This window comes from Fictibacillus phosphorivorans (assembly GCF_001629705.1).
In the GTDB taxonomy this organism is placed as follows: Bacteria; Bacillota; Bacilli; order Bacillales; family Fictibacillaceae; genus Fictibacillus; species Fictibacillus phosphorivorans_A.
This window is the reverse complement of the sequence record NZ_CP015378.1, coordinates 1485652-1507262: the sequence shown is the minus strand read 5'-3', so window position 1 is coordinate 1507262 and position 21611 is coordinate 1485652. Positions and strand designations below refer to the sequence as shown.

At 37.5% G+C, this 21611-nt stretch carries 25 protein-coding genes and 1 tRNA gene; 10 read left to right on the top strand and 16 right to left on the bottom strand.

Annotated features, from left to right (window positions below):
* The first annotated feature begins 56 nt into the window (after window positions 1-56).
* Window positions 57-1382: a short-chain fatty acid transporter gene (locus tag ABE65_RS07735; protein WP_066393226.1), complete on the top strand. Its 1326-nt coding sequence runs from the start codon at window positions 57-59 to the stop codon at window positions 1380-1382.
* Between the two features lie 67 nt (window positions 1383-1449).
* Here ABE65_RS07735 and ABE65_RS07730 read toward each other — a convergent pair.
* Together ABE65_RS07730 and ABE65_RS07725 are read right to left on the bottom strand one after the other, a co-directional pair.
* Window positions 1450-1525: transfer RNA gene (locus tag ABE65_RS07730), tRNA-Val, on the bottom strand.
* Between the two features lie 138 nt (window positions 1526-1663).
* Entirely contained in the window at window positions 1664-2032 is a 369-nt protein-coding gene (locus ABE65_RS07725; protein WP_156499142.1) for a hypothetical protein, read from the bottom strand.
* Window positions 2033-2274: 242 nt separating this feature from the next.
* On the opposite strand from ABE65_RS07725, the gene ABE65_RS07720 reads away from it, so the two are divergent.
* Window positions 2275-2931 (top strand): hypothetical protein, encoded by a 657-nt coding sequence (locus ABE65_RS07720; protein ID WP_066393221.1) that lies wholly within the window; start codon window positions 2275-2277, stop codon window positions 2929-2931.
* Between the two features lie 54 nt (window positions 2932-2985).
* Here ABE65_RS07720 and ABE65_RS07715 read toward each other — a convergent pair whose 3' ends face one another.
* On the bottom strand, window positions 2986-3543 hold the full coding sequence (locus ABE65_RS07715) for a phosphatidylglycerophosphatase A family protein (RefSeq protein WP_066393218.1): 558 nt from the start codon (window positions 3541-3543) through the stop codon (window positions 2986-2988).
* Between the two features lie 141 nt (window positions 3544-3684).
* On the opposite strand from ABE65_RS07715, the gene ABE65_RS07710 reads away from it, so the two are divergent.
* The 4 genes from ABE65_RS07710 to ABE65_RS07695 all read left to right on the top strand — a co-directional run bounded on the left by ABE65_RS07710 (window position 3685) and on the right by ABE65_RS07695 (window position 6213).
* On the top strand, window positions 3685-4416 hold the full coding sequence (locus ABE65_RS07710) for an alpha/beta hydrolase (RefSeq protein WP_066393217.1): 732 nt from the start codon (window positions 3685-3687) through the stop codon (window positions 4414-4416).
* Window positions 4417-4475: 59 nt separating this feature from the next.
* Window positions 4476-4991 (top strand): YjcG family protein, encoded by a 516-nt coding sequence (locus tag ABE65_RS07705; RefSeq protein WP_066393216.1) that lies wholly within the window; start codon window positions 4476-4478, stop codon window positions 4989-4991.
* Between the two features lie 5 nt (window positions 4992-4996).
* Window positions 4997-5431 (top strand): GNAT family N-acetyltransferase, encoded by a 435-nt coding sequence (locus tag ABE65_RS07700; RefSeq protein ID WP_066393215.1) that lies wholly within the window; start codon window positions 4997-4999, stop codon window positions 5429-5431.
* A gap of 86 nt (window positions 5432-5517) precedes the next feature.
* Entirely contained in the window at window positions 5518-6213 is a 696-nt protein-coding gene (locus ABE65_RS07695; RefSeq protein ID WP_066393213.1) for a DUF421 domain-containing protein, read from the top strand.
* Here ABE65_RS07695 and ABE65_RS07690 read toward each other — a convergent pair.
* The 5 genes from ABE65_RS07690 to ABE65_RS07670 all read right to left on the bottom strand — a co-directional run bounded on the left by ABE65_RS07690 (window position 6185) and on the right by ABE65_RS07670 (window position 10067).
* A complete protein-coding gene (locus tag ABE65_RS07690; protein WP_066393207.1) occupies window positions 6185-7099 on the bottom strand; it encodes an MBL fold metallo-hydrolase in 915 nt (304 codons plus the stop codon). The two genes, ABE65_RS07695 and ABE65_RS07690, sit on opposite strands and share 29 nt — an antisense overlap.
* Before the next feature lie 45 nt (window positions 7100-7144).
* Window positions 7145-7372, bottom strand: coding sequence for a hypothetical protein (locus ABE65_RS07685; protein ID WP_066393205.1), 228 nt, complete (start codon window positions 7370-7372; stop codon window positions 7145-7147).
* A 76-nt stretch (window positions 7373-7448) separates the two neighbouring features.
* Complete coding sequence (locus ABE65_RS07680; RefSeq protein ID WP_066393203.1) at window positions 7449-7703, bottom strand: hypothetical protein; 255 nt, start codon at window positions 7701-7703, stop codon at window positions 7449-7451.
* Between the two features lie 223 nt (window positions 7704-7926).
* Window positions 7927-8817 (bottom strand): hypothetical protein, encoded by an 891-nt coding sequence (locus tag ABE65_RS07675; RefSeq protein WP_066393201.1) that lies wholly within the window; start codon window positions 8815-8817, stop codon window positions 7927-7929.
* A gap of 134 nt (window positions 8818-8951) precedes the next feature.
* On the bottom strand, window positions 8952-10067 hold the full coding sequence (locus ABE65_RS07670) for a BMQ_0737 family morphogenetic spore coat protein (protein WP_066393200.1): 1116 nt from the start codon (window positions 10065-10067) through the stop codon (window positions 8952-8954).
* Between the two features lie 120 nt (window positions 10068-10187).
* Between ABE65_RS07670 and ABE65_RS07665 the strand changes: the two genes are divergently transcribed.
* Entirely contained in the window at window positions 10188-11162 is a 975-nt protein-coding gene (locus ABE65_RS07665) for a hypothetical protein (protein WP_066393197.1), read from the top strand.
* A 50-nt stretch (window positions 11163-11212) separates the two neighbouring features.
* Entirely contained in the window at window positions 11213-11365 is a 153-nt protein-coding gene (locus tag ABE65_RS21835; protein ID WP_153238649.1) for a hypothetical protein, read from the top strand.
* Between the two features lie 35 nt (window positions 11366-11400).
* On the opposite strand, the gene cysC is transcribed toward ABE65_RS21835, so the two are convergent.
* Together cysC and sat are read right to left on the bottom strand one after the other, a co-directional pair.
* Window positions 11401-12006 carry an adenylyl-sulfate kinase gene (gene cysC / locus ABE65_RS07660; protein ID WP_082861348.1) on the bottom strand — a complete coding sequence of 202 codons (606 nt, stop codon included), beginning with the start codon at window positions 12004-12006 and terminating at the stop codon, window positions 11401-11403.
* Window positions 12007-12026: 20 nt separating this feature from the next.
* Window positions 12027-13157 carry a sulfate adenylyltransferase gene (gene sat, locus ABE65_RS07655; protein WP_066393196.1) on the bottom strand — a complete coding sequence of 377 codons (1131 nt, stop codon included), beginning with the start codon at window positions 13155-13157 and terminating at the stop codon, window positions 12027-12029.
* A gap of 363 nt (window positions 13158-13520) precedes the next feature.
* Here sat and ABE65_RS07650 point away from each other — a divergent pair, with 363 nt between their 5' ends.
* The gene (locus ABE65_RS07650; protein ID WP_066393191.1) at window positions 13521-14849 is read left to right on the top strand and encodes a glycosyltransferase family 2 protein; all 1329 of its coding nucleotides are present in this window, start codon (window positions 13521-13523) and stop codon (window positions 14847-14849) included.
* A gap of 47 nt (window positions 14850-14896) precedes the next feature.
* Here the strand turns inward: ABE65_RS07650 and ABE65_RS07645 are convergent, their stop codons facing one another.
* Genes ABE65_RS07645 through wecB form a run of 4 tightly spaced genes read right to left on the bottom strand, consistent with a single transcriptional unit; the run spans window position 14897 to window position 18648 of the window.
* Window positions 14897-15769 (bottom strand): NAD-dependent epimerase/dehydratase family protein, encoded by an 873-nt coding sequence (locus ABE65_RS07645; RefSeq protein ID WP_066399907.1) that lies wholly within the window; start codon window positions 15767-15769, stop codon window positions 14897-14899.
* Complete coding sequence (locus ABE65_RS07640) at window positions 15766-16572, bottom strand: dTDP-4-dehydrorhamnose reductase family protein (RefSeq protein ID WP_330998127.1); 807 nt, start codon at window positions 16570-16572, stop codon at window positions 15766-15768. Before ABE65_RS07640 ends, ABE65_RS07645 begins: the two co-directional genes overlap by 4 nt.
* Before the next feature lie 5 nt (window positions 16573-16577).
* On the bottom strand, window positions 16578-17564 hold the full coding sequence (locus ABE65_RS07635) for a polysaccharide biosynthesis protein (RefSeq protein ID WP_066393189.1): 987 nt from the start codon (window positions 17562-17564) through the stop codon (window positions 16578-16580).
* Complete coding sequence (gene wecB, locus ABE65_RS07630; RefSeq protein WP_066393186.1) at window positions 17557-18648, bottom strand: non-hydrolyzing UDP-N-acetylglucosamine 2-epimerase; 1092 nt, start codon at window positions 18646-18648, stop codon at window positions 17557-17559. The genes ABE65_RS07635 and wecB overlap by 8 nt, the downstream gene beginning before the upstream one ends.
* A 179-nt stretch (window positions 18649-18827) precedes the next feature.
* On the opposite strand from wecB, the gene ABE65_RS07625 reads away from it, so the two are divergent.
* Complete coding sequence (locus tag ABE65_RS07625) at window positions 18828-19886, top strand: glycosyltransferase family 4 protein (protein WP_066393184.1); 1059 nt, start codon at window positions 18828-18830, stop codon at window positions 19884-19886.
* 35 nt (window positions 19887-19921) lie between these two features.
* Here ABE65_RS07625 and ABE65_RS07620 read toward each other — a convergent pair whose 3' ends face one another.
* Together ABE65_RS07620 and ABE65_RS07615 are read right to left on the bottom strand one after the other, a co-directional pair.
* A complete protein-coding gene (locus tag ABE65_RS07620; RefSeq protein ID WP_066393181.1) occupies window positions 19922-20641 on the bottom strand; it encodes a glycosyltransferase in 720 nt (239 codons plus the stop codon).
* Window positions 20642-21574 (bottom strand): glycosyltransferase, encoded by a 933-nt coding sequence (locus ABE65_RS07615; RefSeq protein ID WP_066393177.1) that lies wholly within the window; start codon window positions 21572-21574, stop codon window positions 20642-20644. It abuts the gene before it with no gap.
* Window positions 21575-21611 lie beyond the last annotated feature (37 nt).

The following is a 21611-nucleotide window of genomic DNA, read 5'->3' as shown; positions in this document are numbered from 1 at the left end:
ACTTCTCTTGAAATACATATTATTTAAATATCATTTAAGGAGAGGAAGAAAAAAATTTGAGACTATTAATTTCGTTTTCAAACAGATTGATGCAAAGGTATATGCCTGACCCCTTTTTGTTAGTCATCTTACTAACATTCTTCGTATGTGGCCTAGCTTTATTTGCGACAGATAGCACCCCTGTAGAAATCGTTAATTTTTGGGGTACAGGGTTTTGGAGTTTATTAACGTTTTCTATGCAGATGGTGTTAATATTAGTGACCGGTCATGTGATGGCAAGTTCACCATTATTTAAGAAACTCTTAGGTTCACTAGCAAAGTTACCTAAATCACCAGGACAAGCTATTATTCTCGTAACGTTAGTAGCACTCGTCGCATGCTGGATCAATTGGGGCTTCGGTCTTATTATTGGTGCACTGTTCGCAAAAGAGATCGCACTTAAAGTAAAAGGCGTGGACTACCGGTTATTAATCGCAAGTGCTTATAGTGGCTTTATCATATGGAGTGGAGGTCTTTCGGGCTCTGTTGTATTAACGATTGCTACACCTGGACACTTTACTGAAAATATTATGGGAGTTGTTCCAACGAGTGAGACGATCTTTTCATCGTTCAACTTTATCATTCTTGCAGGTCTTTTCATCATGGTACCGATTATAAACAGATTAATGGTCCCTCCAAGTGAAAAAGCGTTTGTAATCGATCCCGCATTGTTAGAAGAAAAGGATTCTCTTGAAGCAGTAAGTAAAGAAGAATCACTTCAAACACCCGCTGATCGACTTGAGAATAGTCAGTTATTATCTATCCTTATCGGGCTTCTTGGCATCTCATACCTAGTCTATTATTTCACAAAAAATGGCTTTACCTTAAATCTGGATATTGTAAACTTTTTATTTTTATTCATCGGTATTATCTTACATAAAACACCCAGGTTATTTCTGAAAGCGGTTACGGATGCTGTGAAAAACGCGAGCGGTATTATCATTCAGTTTCCTTTTTATGCAGGTTTAATGGGTATCGTGACTTCATCAGGACTAGTTGCAGTTTTGTCCAACATGCTTATCTCCTTTTCAAACGAACATACTTTTCATTTATTTACATTATGGAGTGCTGGCCTTGTAAACTTTTTTGTTCCATCTGGCGGAGGGCAATGGGCGGTACAAGGACCTGTTATGTTAGAAGCAGCTCAAAACTTAGGCGTTTCTTTATCAAAAACGGCTATGGCTGTAGCTTGGGGTGATGCATGGACAAACATGATCCAACCATTCTATGCGCTTCCTGCACTAGCTATCGCTGGATTAAAAGCAAAAGACATCATGGGATACGGTCTTGTTATGATGATCATTACAGGGGTATTTATTTCTGGAGTGTTTTTATTGTTGTAACATCTTAGGATAAAATAATATTAATCAAAAAACCTCCTTATCGCTAAGGAGGTTTGCTTATTATGTATGGTGACTCGAGAGGGGTTCGAACCCCCGACCTCTACCCTGTCAAGGTAGCGCTCTCCCAGCTGAGCTATCGAATCAATGTCTTTGTCCAACAAAAATTATTATATATGCTTTTTAGAAGTTTTGACAACACTTTTCTTTAGGTTCAGCAAAAAATTATGTCTTCTCTTGTTTTATATGTAAACACCGGGAGAGTATCCCGGCTGAATCAACGATTAGTTGAACGTACCCGCAGCAAGATCGCCGTCTTGTACACAAGTTACAGCTATGATGTCTTTACAGTTAACTAGTAAATTACGAGTAGCTGTTCCAGTTGCCGTAGTTACTTCATAAGAAAGCACAACACAGCACTTTCTGTCTTCATAACGTACGAATCTAAACAAAGTAGGGTCCGTCGTCCCGTTCAAACTTAACGGTCCAATTCCTTTTAAAACGATGACAAGGAAGTTGTTTATGTTTTGGCTACAAAAATTAATGTCATCGGATAAATCACGAAAGAAATCACAAACACAGCTGTCACACCCGCTTGTGTGATCATGCTTTGAACATTTTTCTTTTCCGTGGAATAATGAGTCACCCATCATTACTGACCTCCCATCCATTTATGAAATAAATCAATCTGTATACCAGATACTAAATAGCATATTAATTTATTTCTAAAATGATAGGATACTAGCCTATTAATCAATAAATATGCGTTTACCTATGTTGAACGCAAGATAATACACCACACACTTTCGTTCTTAATTAATAGATTATAGTATGGAATCTTTATAATGAGCATCGTCTTGCTATAAAAGTTTGTTCCGGCAAGGAGGTGAATCATATGGCGATCATCCAAAGCCGCACGCTAAGAAGTAGAATTATCCCTTTAGCAAGTGAAAATCTAGTGAATGTATTTATTACTGGTAATAATGCAACACCTTTTTCTAATGTGTCAATTCGAGAAATTGGTGGTAACTTTTTTCGTGTGTTTAACGCAGCTACTGGTATTAATGCATTAATCAATTTGTTTGAAGTGGGAAGCATTGATAATGCAGCTGGAGCTGGTATAACGCCTGAAGTGAATAGCATAGACTTCAGAGACCGTATTATTGAATTTGCTAGAGTTTTCACCGTTGATATTTATGTTCCTGGTTTGGCAGCCCCATTTCTTTCAAATGTAACGATTAGAGAAGTTGGTTCAGATTACATTCGAGTAACTAGTACCACCTTAGATCAATATATTCCATTTACGTCTATTGCTGCTATTGATCAAAATTTAATTTTGCTTTCAACAAATACACCTACAGTTACAAGCAGAACTATTCGATCAATCCTTATTACACTTGCTAATGGAGATGTAGTAGTAGATTTAATCGTAGCCGGTAGGTTCTTTCCAAGCGTACAAATTGATGAAGTACAATCAGATTATGCACGCATTAATAACGCAGCACAAACAAAGTTCCCTCTTTTAGACATTGTATCTGTTGATATTTTCTAATTGATATCAAAAACACGCCACAAAATAGGCGTGTTTTTGCTTTTTCTTTATATATTATCCAATCTTCTCTTCCTCATCACGAATCTTAATCTCTTCCAGATCAAGCCGCTCCTGCTTATCTCGAAGTCTGTGTGCGAGTCGACTTGATGCATTGGCTGCAATACTTGCAACAAGATCGTCCAAGAATGTATGCACTTTACCATTCGCAATCTTTGTATCTAGTTTTTGAATAATCCCCATCTTAAATTTGTCTAGGTGCCCAAAAGTTGTAACGGCTATCGATCCATAACCGAAAACCGCTCCAAGTGCGATTGTTTCATCTACACCAAACAATCCTTCATCTTGTTCAACGATACTTTGAAGGGGTTCAGATAACTTTCTTTGTTCCGCAAGTATATCAAGTTCTACTCCGACTAGAATAGCATGCTGAATCTCGCGCTTCATAAGAACAGCGTCGACGCTTTCTATACACTCTTCTTTCGTTAAGCCAGGTGAAAATGGAATCTGCATTTCATATACAATCTCAGCGATTTCAGGAATTGTGACGCCTCTTTCATTCAACAACCTTCTTGCAGCTGCTTCAACTTCTCGACTGTGCACTCTATTATTCAACAGACTTCACCTCTTCTAAATGTTCGATCTCTTTTGGCAAAACGAATTGATTCTTTCATTATATCATTATGTGATACAATAATACGAGTTGAATGAAAACGCTTATAATTCAAAGATTTGTCAGCACAGGAGGTACTTTTTATGGCCATACTTAAAGGTTCAATCACAGATGATAAGATATATAGCAACTACTTGGATGAAGAAATTGATTTACTCATTTATTTGCCTGCAAAGTTTACTCCACTCGTGAAGTACCCGATCCTAATTGCCCAAGATGGCAGAGATTACTTTCAGTTAGGAAAGCTGGCTAAAACCGCTGATCGTTTGATGGAAGAAGAAAATTTGCAGAGCTGTATCATTGTTGGTGTTAATCATAAAGGCATTGAAGACCGAAAAGCAAAATATGATCCAACAGGAGAAAAACACGAAAATTACATCCGATTCATGGCATTCGAACTTACCTCTTACCTTAATGAGAAGTTTAACACACTCCAACTTGGTGCGGGTATGGGCTTAATCGGTGATTCTCTAGGTGGTTACATAGCATTTAAGCTTAGTATTCTATATCCAAACACGTTCGGTAAAGTAATCGTACAATCTCCTTACGTTCCTGAAAGTCTTATTGAGACCGTTGCATCGATCGAACAAATGCAAACGTTGACCATTTATCACTCAATAGGTGATGAAGAAGAGCAATTTACGAATCCTGAAGGAATAACGAAAGATTTTTTAACGCCTAACAGACAACTGAATAAGCTACTGAATAATTTGGCTCTGGATTATGAATACGCCGAGTTTCAAGGAAATCATCTCTGGGTAAATTGGCAGAAAGACTTAATTCCCGCGTTAAGGTTTCTTTACAGTGACCAGTAACTGTGGGAAATAAATAGAATATTTGGTATACTAGTTCAAAAGATGAGGGAGGAAGAAATATGAAATACGGTATCGCAATTTTTCCATCAAAAAATCTACAAGATAAAGTGAATTCCTACCGAAAGCGGTATGACCCGCATTATGCCCTTATCGCACCTCACATTACGCTTAAGGAGCCTTATGAGGCAACTGAGGAAGAAATACAAGAACAAATTTCTTATATTTCTTCTGTTGCAAAGAATATAGATCCTTTTTCTATCTTGATTAATAAAGTAGGATCTTTCCATCCTGTTAACAATGTTATTTTTCTAAAAGTTAATGAAGCTGATGAAATTAAATCACTGCATGAGCAGTTATATTCTGGTCCGCTTGAACATCAACAACCATACAATTTTGTACCGCATTTAACACTTGGACAAAAACTATCTGATGAAGAACATTCAGACGTTTTGGAACGATTACGTATGATAGACATCGAACATGAAGAACGAATCGACCGTTTCCAACTTCTCTATCAACTGGATAACGGATCATGGACGGTCTATGAAACATTTCGACTTGGAAAAGGAGTTTAATAAGATTGATTAAAACGTATACAACGAACGAGCAAGGTTTTCAAGATGCACTAGCTGTAAGAAAAGATGTTTTCGTTCGCGAACAGCAGATTGATGAAAAAGAAGAGATTGATAACAATGAAGATGCGTCCCTGCATTTTGTTCTTTACGATGGAGACAAACCAGTTGGTGCGGCTAGACTTCGTGAAGTTAATGGAGAAGGCAAAGTAGAACGTGTATGCATCTTATCTTCTCATCGAAAAAAAGGACTGGGAGAAGAATTGATGAACGCTATGCAAACAGCTGCCGTCGAACGATCTTTACCAAGCCTTATATTATATGCTCAAACTCAAGCAGAAGACTTTTATAAAAAGCTTGGTTATGTAACAACCTCAAAAGAACCCTTTCTTGATGCTAACATTCCGCATGTAGCCATGAAAAAAGCATTGAAGTCGTCGTAGTGGCGATTTCAATGCTTTTATTGTTTATTCCCCTCTAATTTCGTCAAAACTGTACAATAATACGTACGTTGAGGAGACTAAGGTTCATGGACATTCATGTTGGGCAATTGACGACCGAACTAATCGTAGGGTTTATCGCTCTCTTTTTGTTAACAAAAGTATTAGGAAAAACGCAGATCTCACAAATAACACCCTTTGATTTTATTTCATCGATTTTCTTGGGTGAATTAGTTGGTAATGCTATGTATGATGATGAGACTTCTATATTCGTCATCTTGTATGCGATTGTGGTTTGGGGATCCATGGTTTATATTGTTGAAATTATTTCTCAGAAATTTAAGGGAACACGAAAATTTTTAGAAGGCGCACCCACTATCGTCATACGGAACGGACTGATCGATCGTGATATGCTAAAAAAGAGTAAACTAGACATCAACCAACTTCAAAACTTAGTAAGACAAAAAGGATTTTTTGGTTTAAGAGAAGTCGAGTATGCCATTTTAGAATCTAACGGATCGTTAAGTATATTGCCTAAATACCAATACGGCCCGCCAAACAGACAGGATTTGAACCTACAAAGTCAGGAGCAGCCAGAATTACCGATTACTCTCATATTAGATGGTGAACTAAACCACGATAACCTTTCAACAGCAGGGCTTTCAAGAAATAAACTTTTAGAACAAATTCACAAACAAGGCTATTCGGATATAAAAGAAGTTGTATATGCAGAATTCTCAGAAGGTAAATTGTTAATCATGCCTTGTACAAAGCCGAAAAAATAACAAGTTTGCCACCAGTTATCTTATATACTGCACTTTCGTTCGCTAGCAATTGAATAACATGTGCAGAGATGGCCGTTCGAAACAAAGAATATGAACCTAAATTTGCCGGTTCAACTTCGTATTTCGTTAGCATGGACGCTACGATATTCTCAAATGATATTCCAGAATTACCTGATTGGTTAACAACATTCTGAACGTCTAACGTAATTTTCTCGTGGATAAGGATGTTATTTTGAATAACATCTTTGTACTCGGTTACATCGTTACCATGTCCGGGTACCATTCCTTCTACATGCATCATCTTTAACTTGTGAAGGGTTGCTATGTTTTCACTTGCATCAACTATAAAAGGAATCTTATGCTTTTGGAGCACATCTTTTCCTAAAAAAGCATCGGCTGCATATAAAATACCACGGAACAAGATACCATGTTGATTATAACTATGACCAGGAAGATGTATAATTTGAACTTCTGGAAATGCTTCTAAATAGCCTTCTGAACAAATTTCATCAATTCGTATAGCTGGTGCTTCTAAAAATTTATTCCGCATTTCTCTTAACGGGGAATTTCCTTGAGATAAATAGATCGGTTCTAGTATTGGATTACTCATGATCGCTTCTTCTAGTGCAGGCGCGATTGTATGTACATCATAGTTTTGTTGTATATAAAAAGCTCCGCCAAAATGGTCGGCATGTGCATGAGTAATAAATAGATGAGTTAACGGAAGCTCTTCACTTCGAAGTTGCTTTATCACTTTTTTCGCTGCTGATGATTCTAGGCCAGCATCTATTAACATACCTTTGTTCTTATCTTCAGACACGATATACCCTATATTAACAGCACCCTTAAAATAATAACATCCTGTTGAAAGTTCAACGAATTCCATGATAAACACTCCAAGTCTTTATGTTATGAACAAAAAAAGAAACCATCATATGGTTTCGTTGATTATGAGTCCTTTACCTTCTATTTCACTTAAAATTTGATTAAAGCTGTTTTTTTCTTCAAAAGTTAAACTCTTCTTTTGCTGAAAGGAACGTACATCTTCATTTTGAATAGGAGGAACACTAGCAACAACAGGTAATCCTCTTTCGGCTTTTTCCATCCTACTGGCATATTGCATCTGCTGAATGGGTAAGTACGGCAAGATATATCCCATCAAAATCCTCTCCTTTATCATTACTTCTATATTTCTTACCCTATTCCTTCTAAATCTATGTTTTATAAGTGCACTACTAAAAAAAAGAGCACTCCGTTGAGAGTACTCTAAAGAAACATTTGGATTGCTTAGATCCAAGGATCATAATGGCAGCTATTGCTAGAGCTTGAGCTGGAACTTGAGCTTGAGCTAGAAGAAGATTCATGTTTTGAAGAAGATTCATGCTTTGAGCTAGATTCATGCTTTGAGCTAGACTCATGCTTTGAGCTAGACTCATGCTTTGAGCTAGATTCATGTTTAGAAGATGACTCATGTTTGTGGCTAGACTCATGTTTATGACTAGACTCCCATTTGCTAGAGCTTGATTCGCACTCTACCTTCTTTTCATGAATGATAACTTTATCTGCTTTGATGATTACTTTATCAGCATAAACCTTCTTATGTTTTTTATGCTTCTTCTTCTTCCTTTTACAATAATAACAATCTTCCATGTTACAACCTCCTCGTATAGTACATCATATGCAAGTCTGACGAGTTGGTTATAGGCTGTCTCACTAAAAGTTAATCGCTATATGATTAACTGCTTTTGTTCGATAATTTTGTTTATGAAAATAAACAAATGCTTCTACCGTAATGTTATCATCGATCCCACTCTTAAAAGGAATCTGGAAATCATCCAAAGAGAGTTTATCACCACTTTTAAATGTGGTTTCACGTAACGGGCAGATCCACATTTCTCCCCGTTCTTTAGCTTTTTCTGCCCACTCATTATCCATGTACATCCAAATAGACTGTGTCATCTCTTCCTGTGTAGGTGATGCGATCAAAGAGATGATTTTCCCTTTTAACGCACAAGCCTCTGCAGGTTGAAATCTGAAACAAATATAAGGATTCTCCAATGTCTCTGTCCCAGTATTCTCGATAAAGAACGAACCTCTAATAAAGCCCTTCTTATCTTTTGTGAAAATTACCGAATAGTCGAAATAGCACGCACTATTGAATCCTTCTTTTTTCTGAGGTTCTGAATGATTATTGTCAGTATCGAGCTCTTCAAAGACCGGTTCAGATGTGCGGTTAATGTTGATCCGCTTTTCCATACTTTTGATACGTTGTTGATACAGGTCGATCTGTTGGTCTTTATCGTTCATTTCATCTTGAATGCTCTTCAATAATTCTTCGTAGCTCTGCATCCTTTTTTCCATCTCATGCTCTTCTAAACGCCTTAATTTTTTTGTGAGTTCTTCAACTTGTTTTCTTAGTGCTAGAAGTTCCTTTTCGTTTTCTTCAATTATCTTAAGAGATCGATCATTGTTCGTCTCTTTTTCAAGTCTTTCGATGGTCTCTTCAGCGAATACGAGCTTTTTTTCAAGATCAAGTGCTTTTTCCTTGTAATAGTCCACCCTAGAAACGAGCCGCTCATAACTTAATTTATCCTTTGTCCCCATGCATCTTCCCCCTTGCATAATTAGGCTCTTTCCCTATTGTATGTAAGCTATTATTATTCGTTCACTTTTTTTTCATGAACAAGAAAGACCCGAGGCGATTGCCTTCAGGTCTTTCTGTTCTTCAGATCTATTCATTATTGATGTTGTAAGCAATTTTCTATAGCGATTTCTCCAGAATCTGCTTTTACAACACCCGTAGTAAATACCTTATTTCCTGCTCTGTCAATAAGTTCTACCTCAAATTGATTTCCATCTGCTGTCTCGACAATAGCTAGGTTAAACTTATACTGTTCACCAGAAGCATCCAGCGTTCCTCTTCCTGAAACAGTTAATCTTAGTCCACCAGCATATTCATCACAGCTGAGAGTATCTTGAGTGAATTCAGTAGCTGTATATCCTGTATCGTTTAAAGATAATTGGAATCTGCTTCCTGACAGGTTATAATTCGGGCAGATTTCAACCGATATCGTTACTCTGCCAGCTTCTGAAGCTCCATCCTCTTCACACGTTAATCCGCTAGCAGTTCCTCGTGATCTACACAGGCAGCCTGGCCTGGGATATATGTCCGGGCATTGTTGCGGAAACACTACCTCTGGACACATTTCTCCCTCGCTTTCCTCTGCATTTAGGTCATTTTCACGAGGTGAGCAGAACTTCGCTAGTACCTCTAGTTTAACTTCTGCTTCAACTTGGATATCCACACAGAACGTAATGTCTACAACGAATGAAGTTGGAGATGGACTATTCAACAATACCGTTCCTGTTGGGATGCGAGCAAAGATTTTAGTTATGCGGCAATATAAGTCTGTTCCATCTGGATAACACAACACGAAAGATTCAAATACGGATGCATTAACCAACTGTTCTACAACGATTACTCCGTTACGGTCTACAACTTGAACTTTGATATCTGTTGTAAAGAGTAGCTCTACTAGCTGTGCTTCAGAAAAACCTCCGTGAAGTGCTACAGTAACATCTCTCTTTTCTCCAACTTGCTCGCATAGATATAGTTCAGGGCATGCTGCTTCACTTGTTTCACCTGTTAGCGGGAATGCTGGAGGAGTTTTAGGTACTTTCGTAACTAATCTTAACGGTCGGCGTGAAGGATCATCCAATGCTTCTTCTATAGCTACGATTTGTTCAGGAGTAAAAGAAACGGTCTTTCTTACGTTTAGTGTATCAGTCACCCAGTCGTAAACTTTCTGAACGCGGATACACTCATCCTGCAAGTGTTTATGATTATTTCCCATTGTTTCCCTTCCTTTCCTCATCATGATCTGAAGATTCCATACATACTATGGAAATAGAGTGGGTTATGACACAAGAACGAAAGCCTATTTTTATAGATAAGCGTTAAGGAGGAAGGTATCATGAGACCAATCTGGTATCAAGATCAGAAGGTATGTGAGTTATCATCTATAGAATATGAGGCATTAAGTCTTTTATTGCCTTATTGGGGATTACAGATCTCGGATGATGGAGAAACGATTTCAGGCGCTCTTTCTACATTTATGTTTGGTATTCAAGGGCTATCACAAAAGAAAGTTAGAGAACTCCATCAGCACTTGAGCCATACAGGGATCAGGATGACAACCGATGACCATGTTAAATGTGATCACCGTTTTTATGTAGATTTCCATAGCGGTCATCCTATGCCACTGGCACTGAATACACCTGAAAAACAACTGTATTATTTAAACCCTTCTCCTACATTCAGGTTGCCCGTTCAAGCGGGTATTCACAAGGGAATCACATTAAAAAGAAAAGATGGACCTCTCTTCTTAGCGGTCCAACCTTCTTATGAAGAGAAAGTTGTAGAATGGATCAGTTATTTGGTCATTCAAACCTTTCTACGCGTTTCATTTGAATCTCTTTCTTCCGTTTCAGAATCCACATTCTTTTCATGTGCGAACAAAGTCTTAAAGCCTATTAACTCTTACTTTGCAGCCGCTCAAATCCCAATAGTAGATGAAATGGATGAAAGTCCGATTGTGGAAGTTAATCAGAAGTCCTCGCCTTCTTCTCCTGTACAAAACAAGAGGGAAGATCTTTTTTATGAGGCAACTGAACAGAAGCCTGTTAACAGAAGATTAGATACACCAAAAGCGACTGTTCCGCAAATTCGACCGTTTTCTTCTGCTGGTTCACTCATCACCAACCAGATTCCAAAGCCCTATGAACAAGTCAAGTCATTATCAAGAAATGCAAGTCCGATCAGTCCTTTTAAATCAAACAGCGCTACTGAAAAGACGATCCAACCTTTTAATAGAAATACGGCTGAATCAAAGAAAACATCAGTCATTCGACCATTTCAACCGAATAAGAACACCCCGTCCTCTGATTGAGAATATAATGGCATTGCGCTAAGATATTCAATTAAGAGGAGAGATCATACGTGAATAAAGAAGATCTACAAAAGCTTTATGCTGAGATCAAGACAAAGAAATTGAACAATGCAGGAAAGAATCAGTCTTTGATAAATCCTCCTGTAAAAAAGGGCTGCAGCTCATGCGGCAAAGTAACATGGAAACCTAATAAATCCAACTAAAAAAGCTGTCACCCTTACGGGGTGCAGCTTTTCCATTAGGATATATATTGATTTGCGATCAAGTATTGTATGATATGTTCTGCACTTTCATTTACTTCTAAAAGATCTGTTTTCACAATGATCTCTGGAGAAACCGGTGCTTCATATGGATCAGAAATACCCGTGAAATTAGTGATTAATCCTTCTCTTACTTTTCTATAAAGTCCTTTTGGATCTCTTTTTTCACATTCTATAAGATTGCAATCTATATATACTTCTACAAATTCTTCACGAGTAAACAAACTTCTAACAGCATCACGATCTGCAGCAATAGGAGAAATAGCTGCAACTAAAACAATCGATCCACTCTCCACAAAAAGCTTTGCAACTTCCCCAATCCTTCTAATGTTCTCGGTTCTTGCTTCTTTTGAAAAAGTTAGATCTCGATTTAATCCGTGTCTAACATTATCCCCATCAAGCAACATGGTACTGTGCTTTCTTTTGTATAACATCTTCTCCACTTCGGAAGCTATCGTTGATTTCCCAGAACCAGATAGGCCTGTAAACCAAAGTACAAAGCTTTTATGACCATGAAGCTTCTGTCTCATTGCCTTTGTTACGTTATGCTGTTGCCATGTTATATTCTTATCTTCTTGATTCAACTCTTTAGCCTCCTTAACGTTTATTCACCATAATAATCACGTAATATTGAGATGACTTCATTGCGGCTAAAATGAGGTGAGATCGGCTCGTTATTTTTAAGCATTTCTCTAACTTTCGTTCCAGATAGAATAAGTCTGTCTTTTTCATCATGCGGACAAGTTTTAATCGTAGCCATCGCTCCACATTTTGTACAATAAAAACTATTCTCGAAGAAAATAGGGGTTATTCCGATCTCCTCCTTATTAAACTCAGCAAAAATATGTTGAGCATCATAAGGACCATAAAAATTGCCTACTCCTGCATGATCTCTTCCTATAATAATATGACTGCATCCATAATTTTTTCTTATGATAGAATGAAAAATCGCTTCACGCGGACCTGCATATCTCATTGATCCTGGAAAGGCACCCAAAAGAACGCGATTTTTAGGATAATAATGTTGGAGAAGTGTTTCATAAGATTTCATTCTAACTTCTGCAGGTATGTCATCTTGTTTTGTTTCTCCTACTAACGGGTGCAATAACAGCCCGTCCATCTGTTCTAGAGCTGTTTTTTGTAAATATTCATGTGCACGATGAATGGGATTTCTCGTTTGAAAGCCAACGATTTTTTCCCATCCGTTCTTATTAAACTGTTCTCTCGTTTCTTTAGGATTCAAATAATAGCTAGAATCCACTTTTCGTGGAGGTTTGTTCACCAACGTAACCTTTCCTCCGACATACCAACTTCCTCTATTTAATACATTCTGTACCCCTGGATGCGACACATCCTCTGTACGATAGACGTTTTTCACTTCTAAAAGTTTGTCAGGTTTATAAATATCCGTAATTTCTATTTTTCCATAGACCGTATTTTCATAAATCAGTAACGCTTCTTGCTGCTTTATTAATTGTTTAGCCTTATCGTCTGTAACAGGTAATGTTATAGGAACACTCCAAGGAAGTCCGTTATACAACCTCATTCCATTTACAACACTTTCGTAATCGGCTTTGTTCATAAACGAATCAAGAGGACTAAATGCACCGTTAGAAATACATTCTAAATCAGATAAACTGATCGCATCTAATTCAATTTTTATTTGGTTTTGATTGCACTCGACATTAGTAAACTGTCGATTGACTAAACTTCCACCATGAGGAAGAAGGAGCATGAATTTCACCTCAACTATTAATCAATTAGCTCTTGCTAATCATTACTAGTGTATGAAGGTTAGACAAGTTTTGTGAGTGTATTCACATTGAATGTAGTTGATTTCCATTCCAGGTTGCTTCGCTTTCCGCGGGGGGTGCGGTGAGCCATCTAGGCGCTCTGCACCATTTGGAGTCTCGCACCTTCCACAATCAACTTTTCAAAGTTAAAAAAAAACTGTAAAACATTATTCCAAACTCTCTAAAAATAATATGAAATTTTTTTACCAAAATAACCAGTCCCATTTATGGAAAGTTGAATAGAATGCTTGTATCGCACTATGACATTATCAATCATAGAGCAATTGAACTTAGGAGGAACTTTAGTGAAAGTAGGCGTTGTACTCCCCGTTTATCATCAGGAAAGGGAGTATATATTTGAATGTATAGAATCAGTGGAAAAACAGACTTTTCGTGATTTTAAACTTGTAATCGTGCTTGATGGACCTAATGATGAAACGGTCACTGCCATAAATGAAGCTAGTAAACTTTTGACCATTCCCTATGAGATCGTGGATCGAAAGGTGAACCTTGGAATTTCTCCTACACTGAATGAGGGTTTTGAACTCCTTCTAGATTGTCCTTATCTTACTTGGATCTCCAGTGATAACAGACATGATCCAAACTTTTTAGAGCGATTAGTCGATACGATGGATCAAGCATCGAAAGAAACCGTATTGGTGTATTCCTTTTATAGACGAATCGATCAACATGGGACACCGATCACTTATACAAAGGCTTGGTATGAATATGTCGAGCATTTTATGACGAGGAAAAAAGAAGAGATCTTCCAGAATTGTTTCATTGGTGCTTCTTTCTTGTTCAGAAGTGAAGCTTTTTCAAAAGCTGGAGGCTATCGAGGAGATTTCCCTAACGTACAAGACCATGATTTTTGGATCCGTTTGCTACAGCATGGCGATTTCGTGCTCCTGCGTGAATATATTATGGAATATCGCTTTAATGGCAGATATGCCCTAACGACAAACATTCCGCCAGAGCAACTAACGATGGAGAGTATGGCAAGCAGTATCGATATTCAAAAGCGAATCGGAAAGCTTACAAAAGTGAGTATTCTTCTGTATACGCATAATCATGTGAAAACGATCGACCATGCATTGAACAGCATTCTTCAACAAACGTTAAGCGATTTTCAGATCGTAGTAGTGGATGACGGTTCGACCGATTTCACTCCTGATTCAATTCATAAAACACACGAATCGAGAATGGTCCCCTTACTGCTAAATCATCGCGGAAAAGCAGGTTCCATTGAAATCGCCCTCGATTATTGTATCGGTGAGTATGTTCTATTTATGACCGGAGAAGACTGGCTAGATCCACAAGCGCTTGAGCAGATGGTGTTAAGAATGGAAACACTACCTTCTCAAACAGATATGTTAGTGACGAATCATAAAATTTGGTATGAACGCCGAGATCGATTATTTCCAGGACCTATTATTAAAGGAAGTCGATATGAGAATAATGCCTTCAAAAAAACCACTCAACCATATGCGGTACTGTATAAGCTAAAGGCAATTCAAAAAGATTTGAGCGGTGTATCAGACGATCAAGTAGTAAACCATTTCTTTAGTCAACATGCTAATGCCGAGAATATGCATTGGATGAATATGGCTCTTTACCATAAACGTATGAAATAAAAAAATGCGTCCCACCAATTAGGGGCGCATTTTCTTCGTGTATTTATTCATGAACCTACCGATCTGTGGTAGGAAAGAATTTGTTTAATTGAGAGTTCTAAGGGATAAACAGTTTGCCAGTTATAATCTTTTATCAGCTCTGAGTTCATAACACGAGGACTCAAGTCTTTAGTATCGTTCGTCTCTATGATCGTAAGTTTTTCTTTTGTTAATGTTTGGAAGATATCAAGAATCTCTAGCAATGTTGTCATCTTTCCTGAACCTATCTCATAGGTCACATTCCTATTTCCTGCTTTTAAAAGAACTTCATAAGCAGCTATCGCATCTCTTACATCTAAGAATTCTCGTTCGTTTTGGAGGTGGCTGATGTTGATGGGACTATGATCACCTGACGATTCGAGCTGAATGATACGATTTGCTAAAAAAGAAACGAAACCAGGTGATCTGCCTGGTCCGATCAAGTTACATGGTTTTGCTATCATAAGTTGAAGATCAAACAGATTTGCCCAGTCTGCTACAAGTTGTTCTTGATGTTTTTTACTCACACCATAAGGATGATCTATTCCTGAAAGTGCTGAGCTTACAATTACGGTACGACACGATGGAACGGCTTTACGGATGGCTTCCAATAAATAAACGGTACCGAGTACGTTAGCTTCAATCGTTGATGAAGGGTCATTCCATGAGCGAGGTACAGAATTCACACCTGCTAGATGCAAACAAAAATCAGGTTTATAGAAGTCAAAGATCTCCGACACCTTTTCTTTGTCTAATAGATCACAGGTAACAACACGCACCTTTACTTCAGCTAAGTCACTTCTAGAGATACCTATCACATCATATCCCTTATCTGCAAAGTACTGACAAGCAGAATTCCCCGTAAATCCTGCTGCACCCGTGATTATAATCTTTTTTTTCATTTCAACCAATTCTTTAAATCTTGCACCTGTTTTTCGTAAGATGCCACTTTATATTCAGAATCTAACCTCGTATTAAAGAGCGTTCGATCTAATCGTGGTTCGGTATGCGGAATAATATCAACGTCGTCTTTTTGATAGATATCCTTGATAATCTTTAATAGTTCATACTTTGAAAGAACCTCTGGAGCGGTTAAGTGGTAAAGGCCAGTTATTGGATTCTTGATAGTATGATCTATAAATTTAGCAAGTTCTAACGTTGTGACACCGTTCCATTTCACGTGGGTGAAACCTTTGATGGTTCCCTTCTGTTGAATAAACCAATGAAATAAACCGATACCATTTTTAAGTTCAGGACCAATAATAGAGGTTCGAATCGTTAGATGTGGTTGTTTTTTTATTTCTCCAAGCTGTTTCGTTTTCGCATACATCGATAATCCATCTGGTACAGATTCCTCATTATAGTTGCCTTGGTGCCCGCTGAACACACAATCTGTACTAATGTGGATTAGTTTTCCTCCATACACATTTAGCTGATATGCTAACTCGTGTGGGAGTAGACTATTAACCAGGATCGCTTCTCTTTGATGAATGGCCGCGTACTCATTTAAAAGACCGATGCAGTTGATGATTAGATCTGGCTTGTGATGCTGCACAACTTCAGCAATCTGCGTTAGGTTCTTTGCATCGAGCTGAATATGACCTTCCGTCCCGTCTCTAGAAGTCAGAAGGAGCTCATGTGTTGTCTTTGTTTTGAAATAGGAGGCGATCATATGACCCGCCATCCCATTCGCTCCTAAAATCATGATCTTCAAGACAGAAATCCACCTTCAACGAGCATCTTATGAATCTCTTCCTTCGTCATCAGATCAGTCTCAGAACTATAACTTTCAAGCTCTACTTTTTCATAAGAGGCATAGCGCTGATTCAAACCTTCAATATCGATTGTTGGTAGAATAACGAAATATTCGTTATCAAAGAGGACAGTTGTTGCACTTTCGTATTCAGATAAAAGGATCTCATGAAGCTTCTCTCCTGGACGTTTTCCAAGCTCGATCATCTTTACGCCTTTTTCTCCTGAAGCATCAATAAGAACTTGCGCTAAATCAGTAATCTTGCACGTAGGCATCTTCATAACAAAGATCTCACCGCCAACACTTTCATAAGTGGCTTTAAATAAAAGACTGATCGCTTCTTCTAAGGTTAAGAAGAAACGTGTCATTTCAAAATCAGTAATGCCCACTTGTCCTTTGTTCTTGATCTGACTCTTAAATACATGAATAACGCTGCCATTCGTACCTAAAACATTTCCACCTCTTACACAAACAAATCTTGTATGTTTACTTAATAGGTTAGCATGAATGATTAACTTTTCACCGATCGCTTTCGTCATTCCGTAAAGGTTAGAAGGGTTCGCTGCTTTGTCAGTTGAAATATAGATCACTTTCGTTACCTTATGATGAATGGCTGTTTCGATTACGTTTTGTGTTCCTTGAATATTGCTTTTCAGTGCTTCATAAGGTTGAAGCTCACAGATCGGTACATGCTTTAATGCTGCAAGATGATAGATATAATCTATGCCTTCACTCGCTCTCATTAAGGAGTCTTTATCTCTAATATCACCAATCATAAAGGTAAGCTTGGGATTATAATCAAACTGTCTTTGCATAGCTACTTGACTTGCTTCATTACGTGAGAGGACGATGATTTCTTTTGGTTCTTTTGGCAGGAGCTGCTTGACTAGCTCATGACCCCAAGATCCCGTGCCCCCCGTAATTAAAATTCTTTTATTAAACAATACTATTTCCTCCTAAAATAAACTTTACGACTCGATCTGAAACATCTAAATCTCCATAGCCTTCTGGAATGGACCATTGCTTCTTCTGATTTGTCATTACTTTTACTGAAGCCAAGATTTGTTGTGCTGAAACACCCGACACACAATTGCTGCCGCACTCAACAGTTTCTGGCCGTTCAGTACTATTTCTCATCGTTACAGTCGGTACTTGAAACAAACAACATTCCTCTTGAACGGTCCCACTATCTGTTAGTGCACAGAATGCGTGCTTTTCTAACTTTACAAAGTCAAAGAATCCAAAGGGTTCATGAAACTGTACGAATGGGTGCATCTTTAACGTACCTCTCTCTAGTATTCTTGATCTCGTCCGTGGGTGAATGGAACAGATGATAGGCATCTTAAAATGTTCAGCAACTAAATTTAAACCTGTTAATATTTCTTTTAAATGAACGTGATTGTCCACGTTCTCAGCACGATGAGCTGTGACCAACATATACTTTCCTTTTGAAACATTTAATTTTTCTAGAATTTTGCTAGTATCAATCTGTTCTTCAAATTGAGTTAACACTTCATAGATCGGGTTACCTGACACCATGATTCGGTTAACAGGAACACCTTCTCTTATTAAGTTCTCTCTGCTGTATTTGGTATATGGCAGATTAAAGGTAGAGATGGCGTCAATTACTTTTCTGTTTTTTTCTTCTGGTACATTCAAGTCAAAACATCTGTTACCCGCTTCCATATGAACGACCGGTATGTTCAACCTTTCTGTAACAATAGAAGAAAGAGCGCTGTTCGTGTCACCTAGAACCAAAACTTTATCTGGCTTCTCGTGTAACAAGATTTTCTCTAACTCTGAAAACAGATGTGCAATTTGATTTCCGAAAGAAAATTGTTGTTTCATTAAAATATAGTCTGGCTTTCTTAGTTGAAACTCTTGGAAAAACACATCATTTAATGAAGGTGTGAAGTTTTGACCTGTGTGAATCAAAATATGTTGATCTGCTAATTGATCTAGTTTTTTGATGATCAAACTTAGCCGAATGATTTCTGGACGTGTTCCAAGAATAGTTACTATTTTCAATGAAACTCTCCTTCCATAATTAAAATTAAAACTTTATATTAAACTATGATTGTATTCCCAATGTGGACTAGACCCCTACCCTGTACAAACAAAAAAAGGCACCCCTTTAAAGTGAGTGTTTAGAACATCTTTTCTATGGATTCATACAATGGCTTATAGAATTTAAAAGGAGCTAACGTATGATCACAGCTAAAATTTTGTTTGTTTTTTATCTACCTAGCGGTGGGATGGAAACATTAAACCGTCAACGATGCAAAGCACTTAAAAAGCATGGCATCGACTGTCACCTTCTTTACCTGCAGAATGGTACAGGCATGCAGAATATTTCAGAGATTCCTACTTATATCACGAATGAGGATGAAGAGATTAAGAGAATAATAAAGGATGGTTTTAATGCCATCTTCGTTTGCTCAGATATCGGATTGCTTCAGCGGATAAGAACACTTGGGTTTACAGGGAAGCTAATCTATGAGGTGCAAGGATTGGGTAGTTACGAAAGCGCCGAAAAGATACTGCTACAAGCAAAGACAAACGTTGTAACTTATTCGAACGGAATACTCTTCCCAAATACGCCTCATCTCATCAACCTAATTCACGCTTATTATCCCGCTACGCCTAAATATTGCTTTCATAATTGTTTTGATAAGGATGAATTTCGTTATGTTTCCTCAGAAGCGCCGCGTTTTCCAATTGTAGGATGGGTAGGTAGAATTGAAGAGAATAAGAACTGGAAAGATTATTTAGAGTTTTCTTTTCGTTTCTTAAAACATAAGCCTGACACTCAGTTTTGGATGTTCATAGACGATACATTAGGAGATCCACAAGAACGGATGCGGTTTAACAAACGAGTTACTCAGATGGGGTTAACCTCTTCATTAAAACTTCATGCGAATGTTCCACATAAACAGATGGCCAACTACTTTTCTATGATTGGCGATTCTGGAGGGTTCTTATTATCTACATCTAAAGTAGAAGGATTCGGGTATGCTGTCATTGAAGCGATGAGTTGCAGATGCCCAGTACTCTCTTCTGATTCAGATGGCGTAAAAGCATTCATCACTCATAATACAACCGGAAAATTTTATACGAATGAAAAGATTGAAACCGCAGTACCTGAGGCATTAGAGCTCTTAAACAACGACCTATTACGAACAAGTATTATCGAGCAAGCGTATAACCACCTAGATGTCTTTAACCTAGACACCTATGCAAGTGAATTCAAGAATATCTTAAAATAACAAAAAATAAAAAAAGCGCCATACAGGGGCTTTTTTTACATGTTCTTTATTCGTTGTATAATTTGTTGAGTCATCATTCTTTTGTATTTTTTAGAGACGAGCTTCACTTCCTTACCGATTGACGATTTCCGTGTCTCTGAACCCATTTTACTGTGCACACGATAATGGGTTAGAGGCTGATTATAATGATAAAATTTGATGTCAGAACAGAGAACGCGTAACCAATAATCATAATCTTGTGTACTTGGAAGCTGTTCATCAAAGTATCCTATTTGAGAAATAAGCTTTTTATCCATCATGACCGTACAGCCGTTTATTACACAGCTTCTTCTCATTACTTTAAGAAAAGCTAAATAATCTGTATTATCAAAACCTAGCGTCGAACTGGTAAGTACGTTATCCTCATTCATAAGTTTGAAGTTTGTACTGCTGATTAATGCCCCTACCTCTTTCATAAAAGCTACCTGAAGTTCTACTTTTTGCGGAAGAAAGATGTCATCAGAACTTAACCAGCAAATAAAATCACCACTAGCAGCTTGTAGGCCAGCATTTAATGCACTTGCCGTTCCGCCATTGGTTTTTGAGATGATGGTTACTTGATCTCTAAAACGTTCTAATTTCTCGTTATGTTGAATCGATCCGTCGTTTACGACAATGATCTCAATATTTCTGTACGTTTGATTCAACGCACTTTGTATCGCATGTGAAATATAAGTACAGTTGTAAAAAGGGATAATAATTGTTACTTTATCCATTTAATTTTTCCTTTCAAGTATAGTTTGTATTTTGTTGATCAATTCTTTCGCTCTTACTCTGGAGGTATGATTTTTATGAACCATCTCATATCCTTGTTTAGCAATTGCTGTGCGTTCTTCATCTTGACTTAAATAATAGTGGATCTTTTCTTGATAGTTATTGTTATTAATCTCAACGAAGGTTTGACCATTTATAAACCCCAGTGACTGTAATTCAGGTGATCCGGGCGCTAACAGCAAAGTATTTGATGCCAATACCTCAAAATACTTTAAAAGCGGATAATGATAGATAGAGTCACAAGTAACAAACAACTTTGCCGCATTGATCTCTTTTGCATATTCTATGCCTGAGATAATGTCTGTCTCATACTTTTGAATATCACGATACCCAGGGTGCTTGAATGTCTTAATTCCAGGTAGTGTTTTCATCTCTTTCATAATCTGAGCTCTAAGAGGATAAAGATGCGGATAGTTTGCACCTACCATTAAAAGGTCTGTTTCCTTCATAAGTTGATAATCTTTGAAAACATCCTCATTCACATGATGTGGGAACCAGTGCATTTTTTCTTCTAATGAAGGAAACGTTTTAATAAAAGCTTCTTTATAATGAGGAAATAAAACCTTAAAGCAGTCTAATTTCATTATCCTTTCACGAAGTCTAGGATTATAATGCAAATCGTGAACAATCATCCCTGAAGGTATCTCTAAACTCTCAAGTCCGCTTATAAAAGGACTATAGTTCTTATGGATATCATTAAATAATATGAAATCAGGTTTCCTTTGAACGTGTGAAAGAATATATTGTACAGAAGCATGTTCACTCCATACTTCTACATTCACATCTCTTTGAAGTTGTTGAAACAAATGGAAACTTGATTTTTCAATAAATCGACTGGTGTCTTTTGTGATAAAGAGTATATTTAACTTGCTCATTCTTGACCCTTTCTAAATAAATTGAAAAGACTTCATG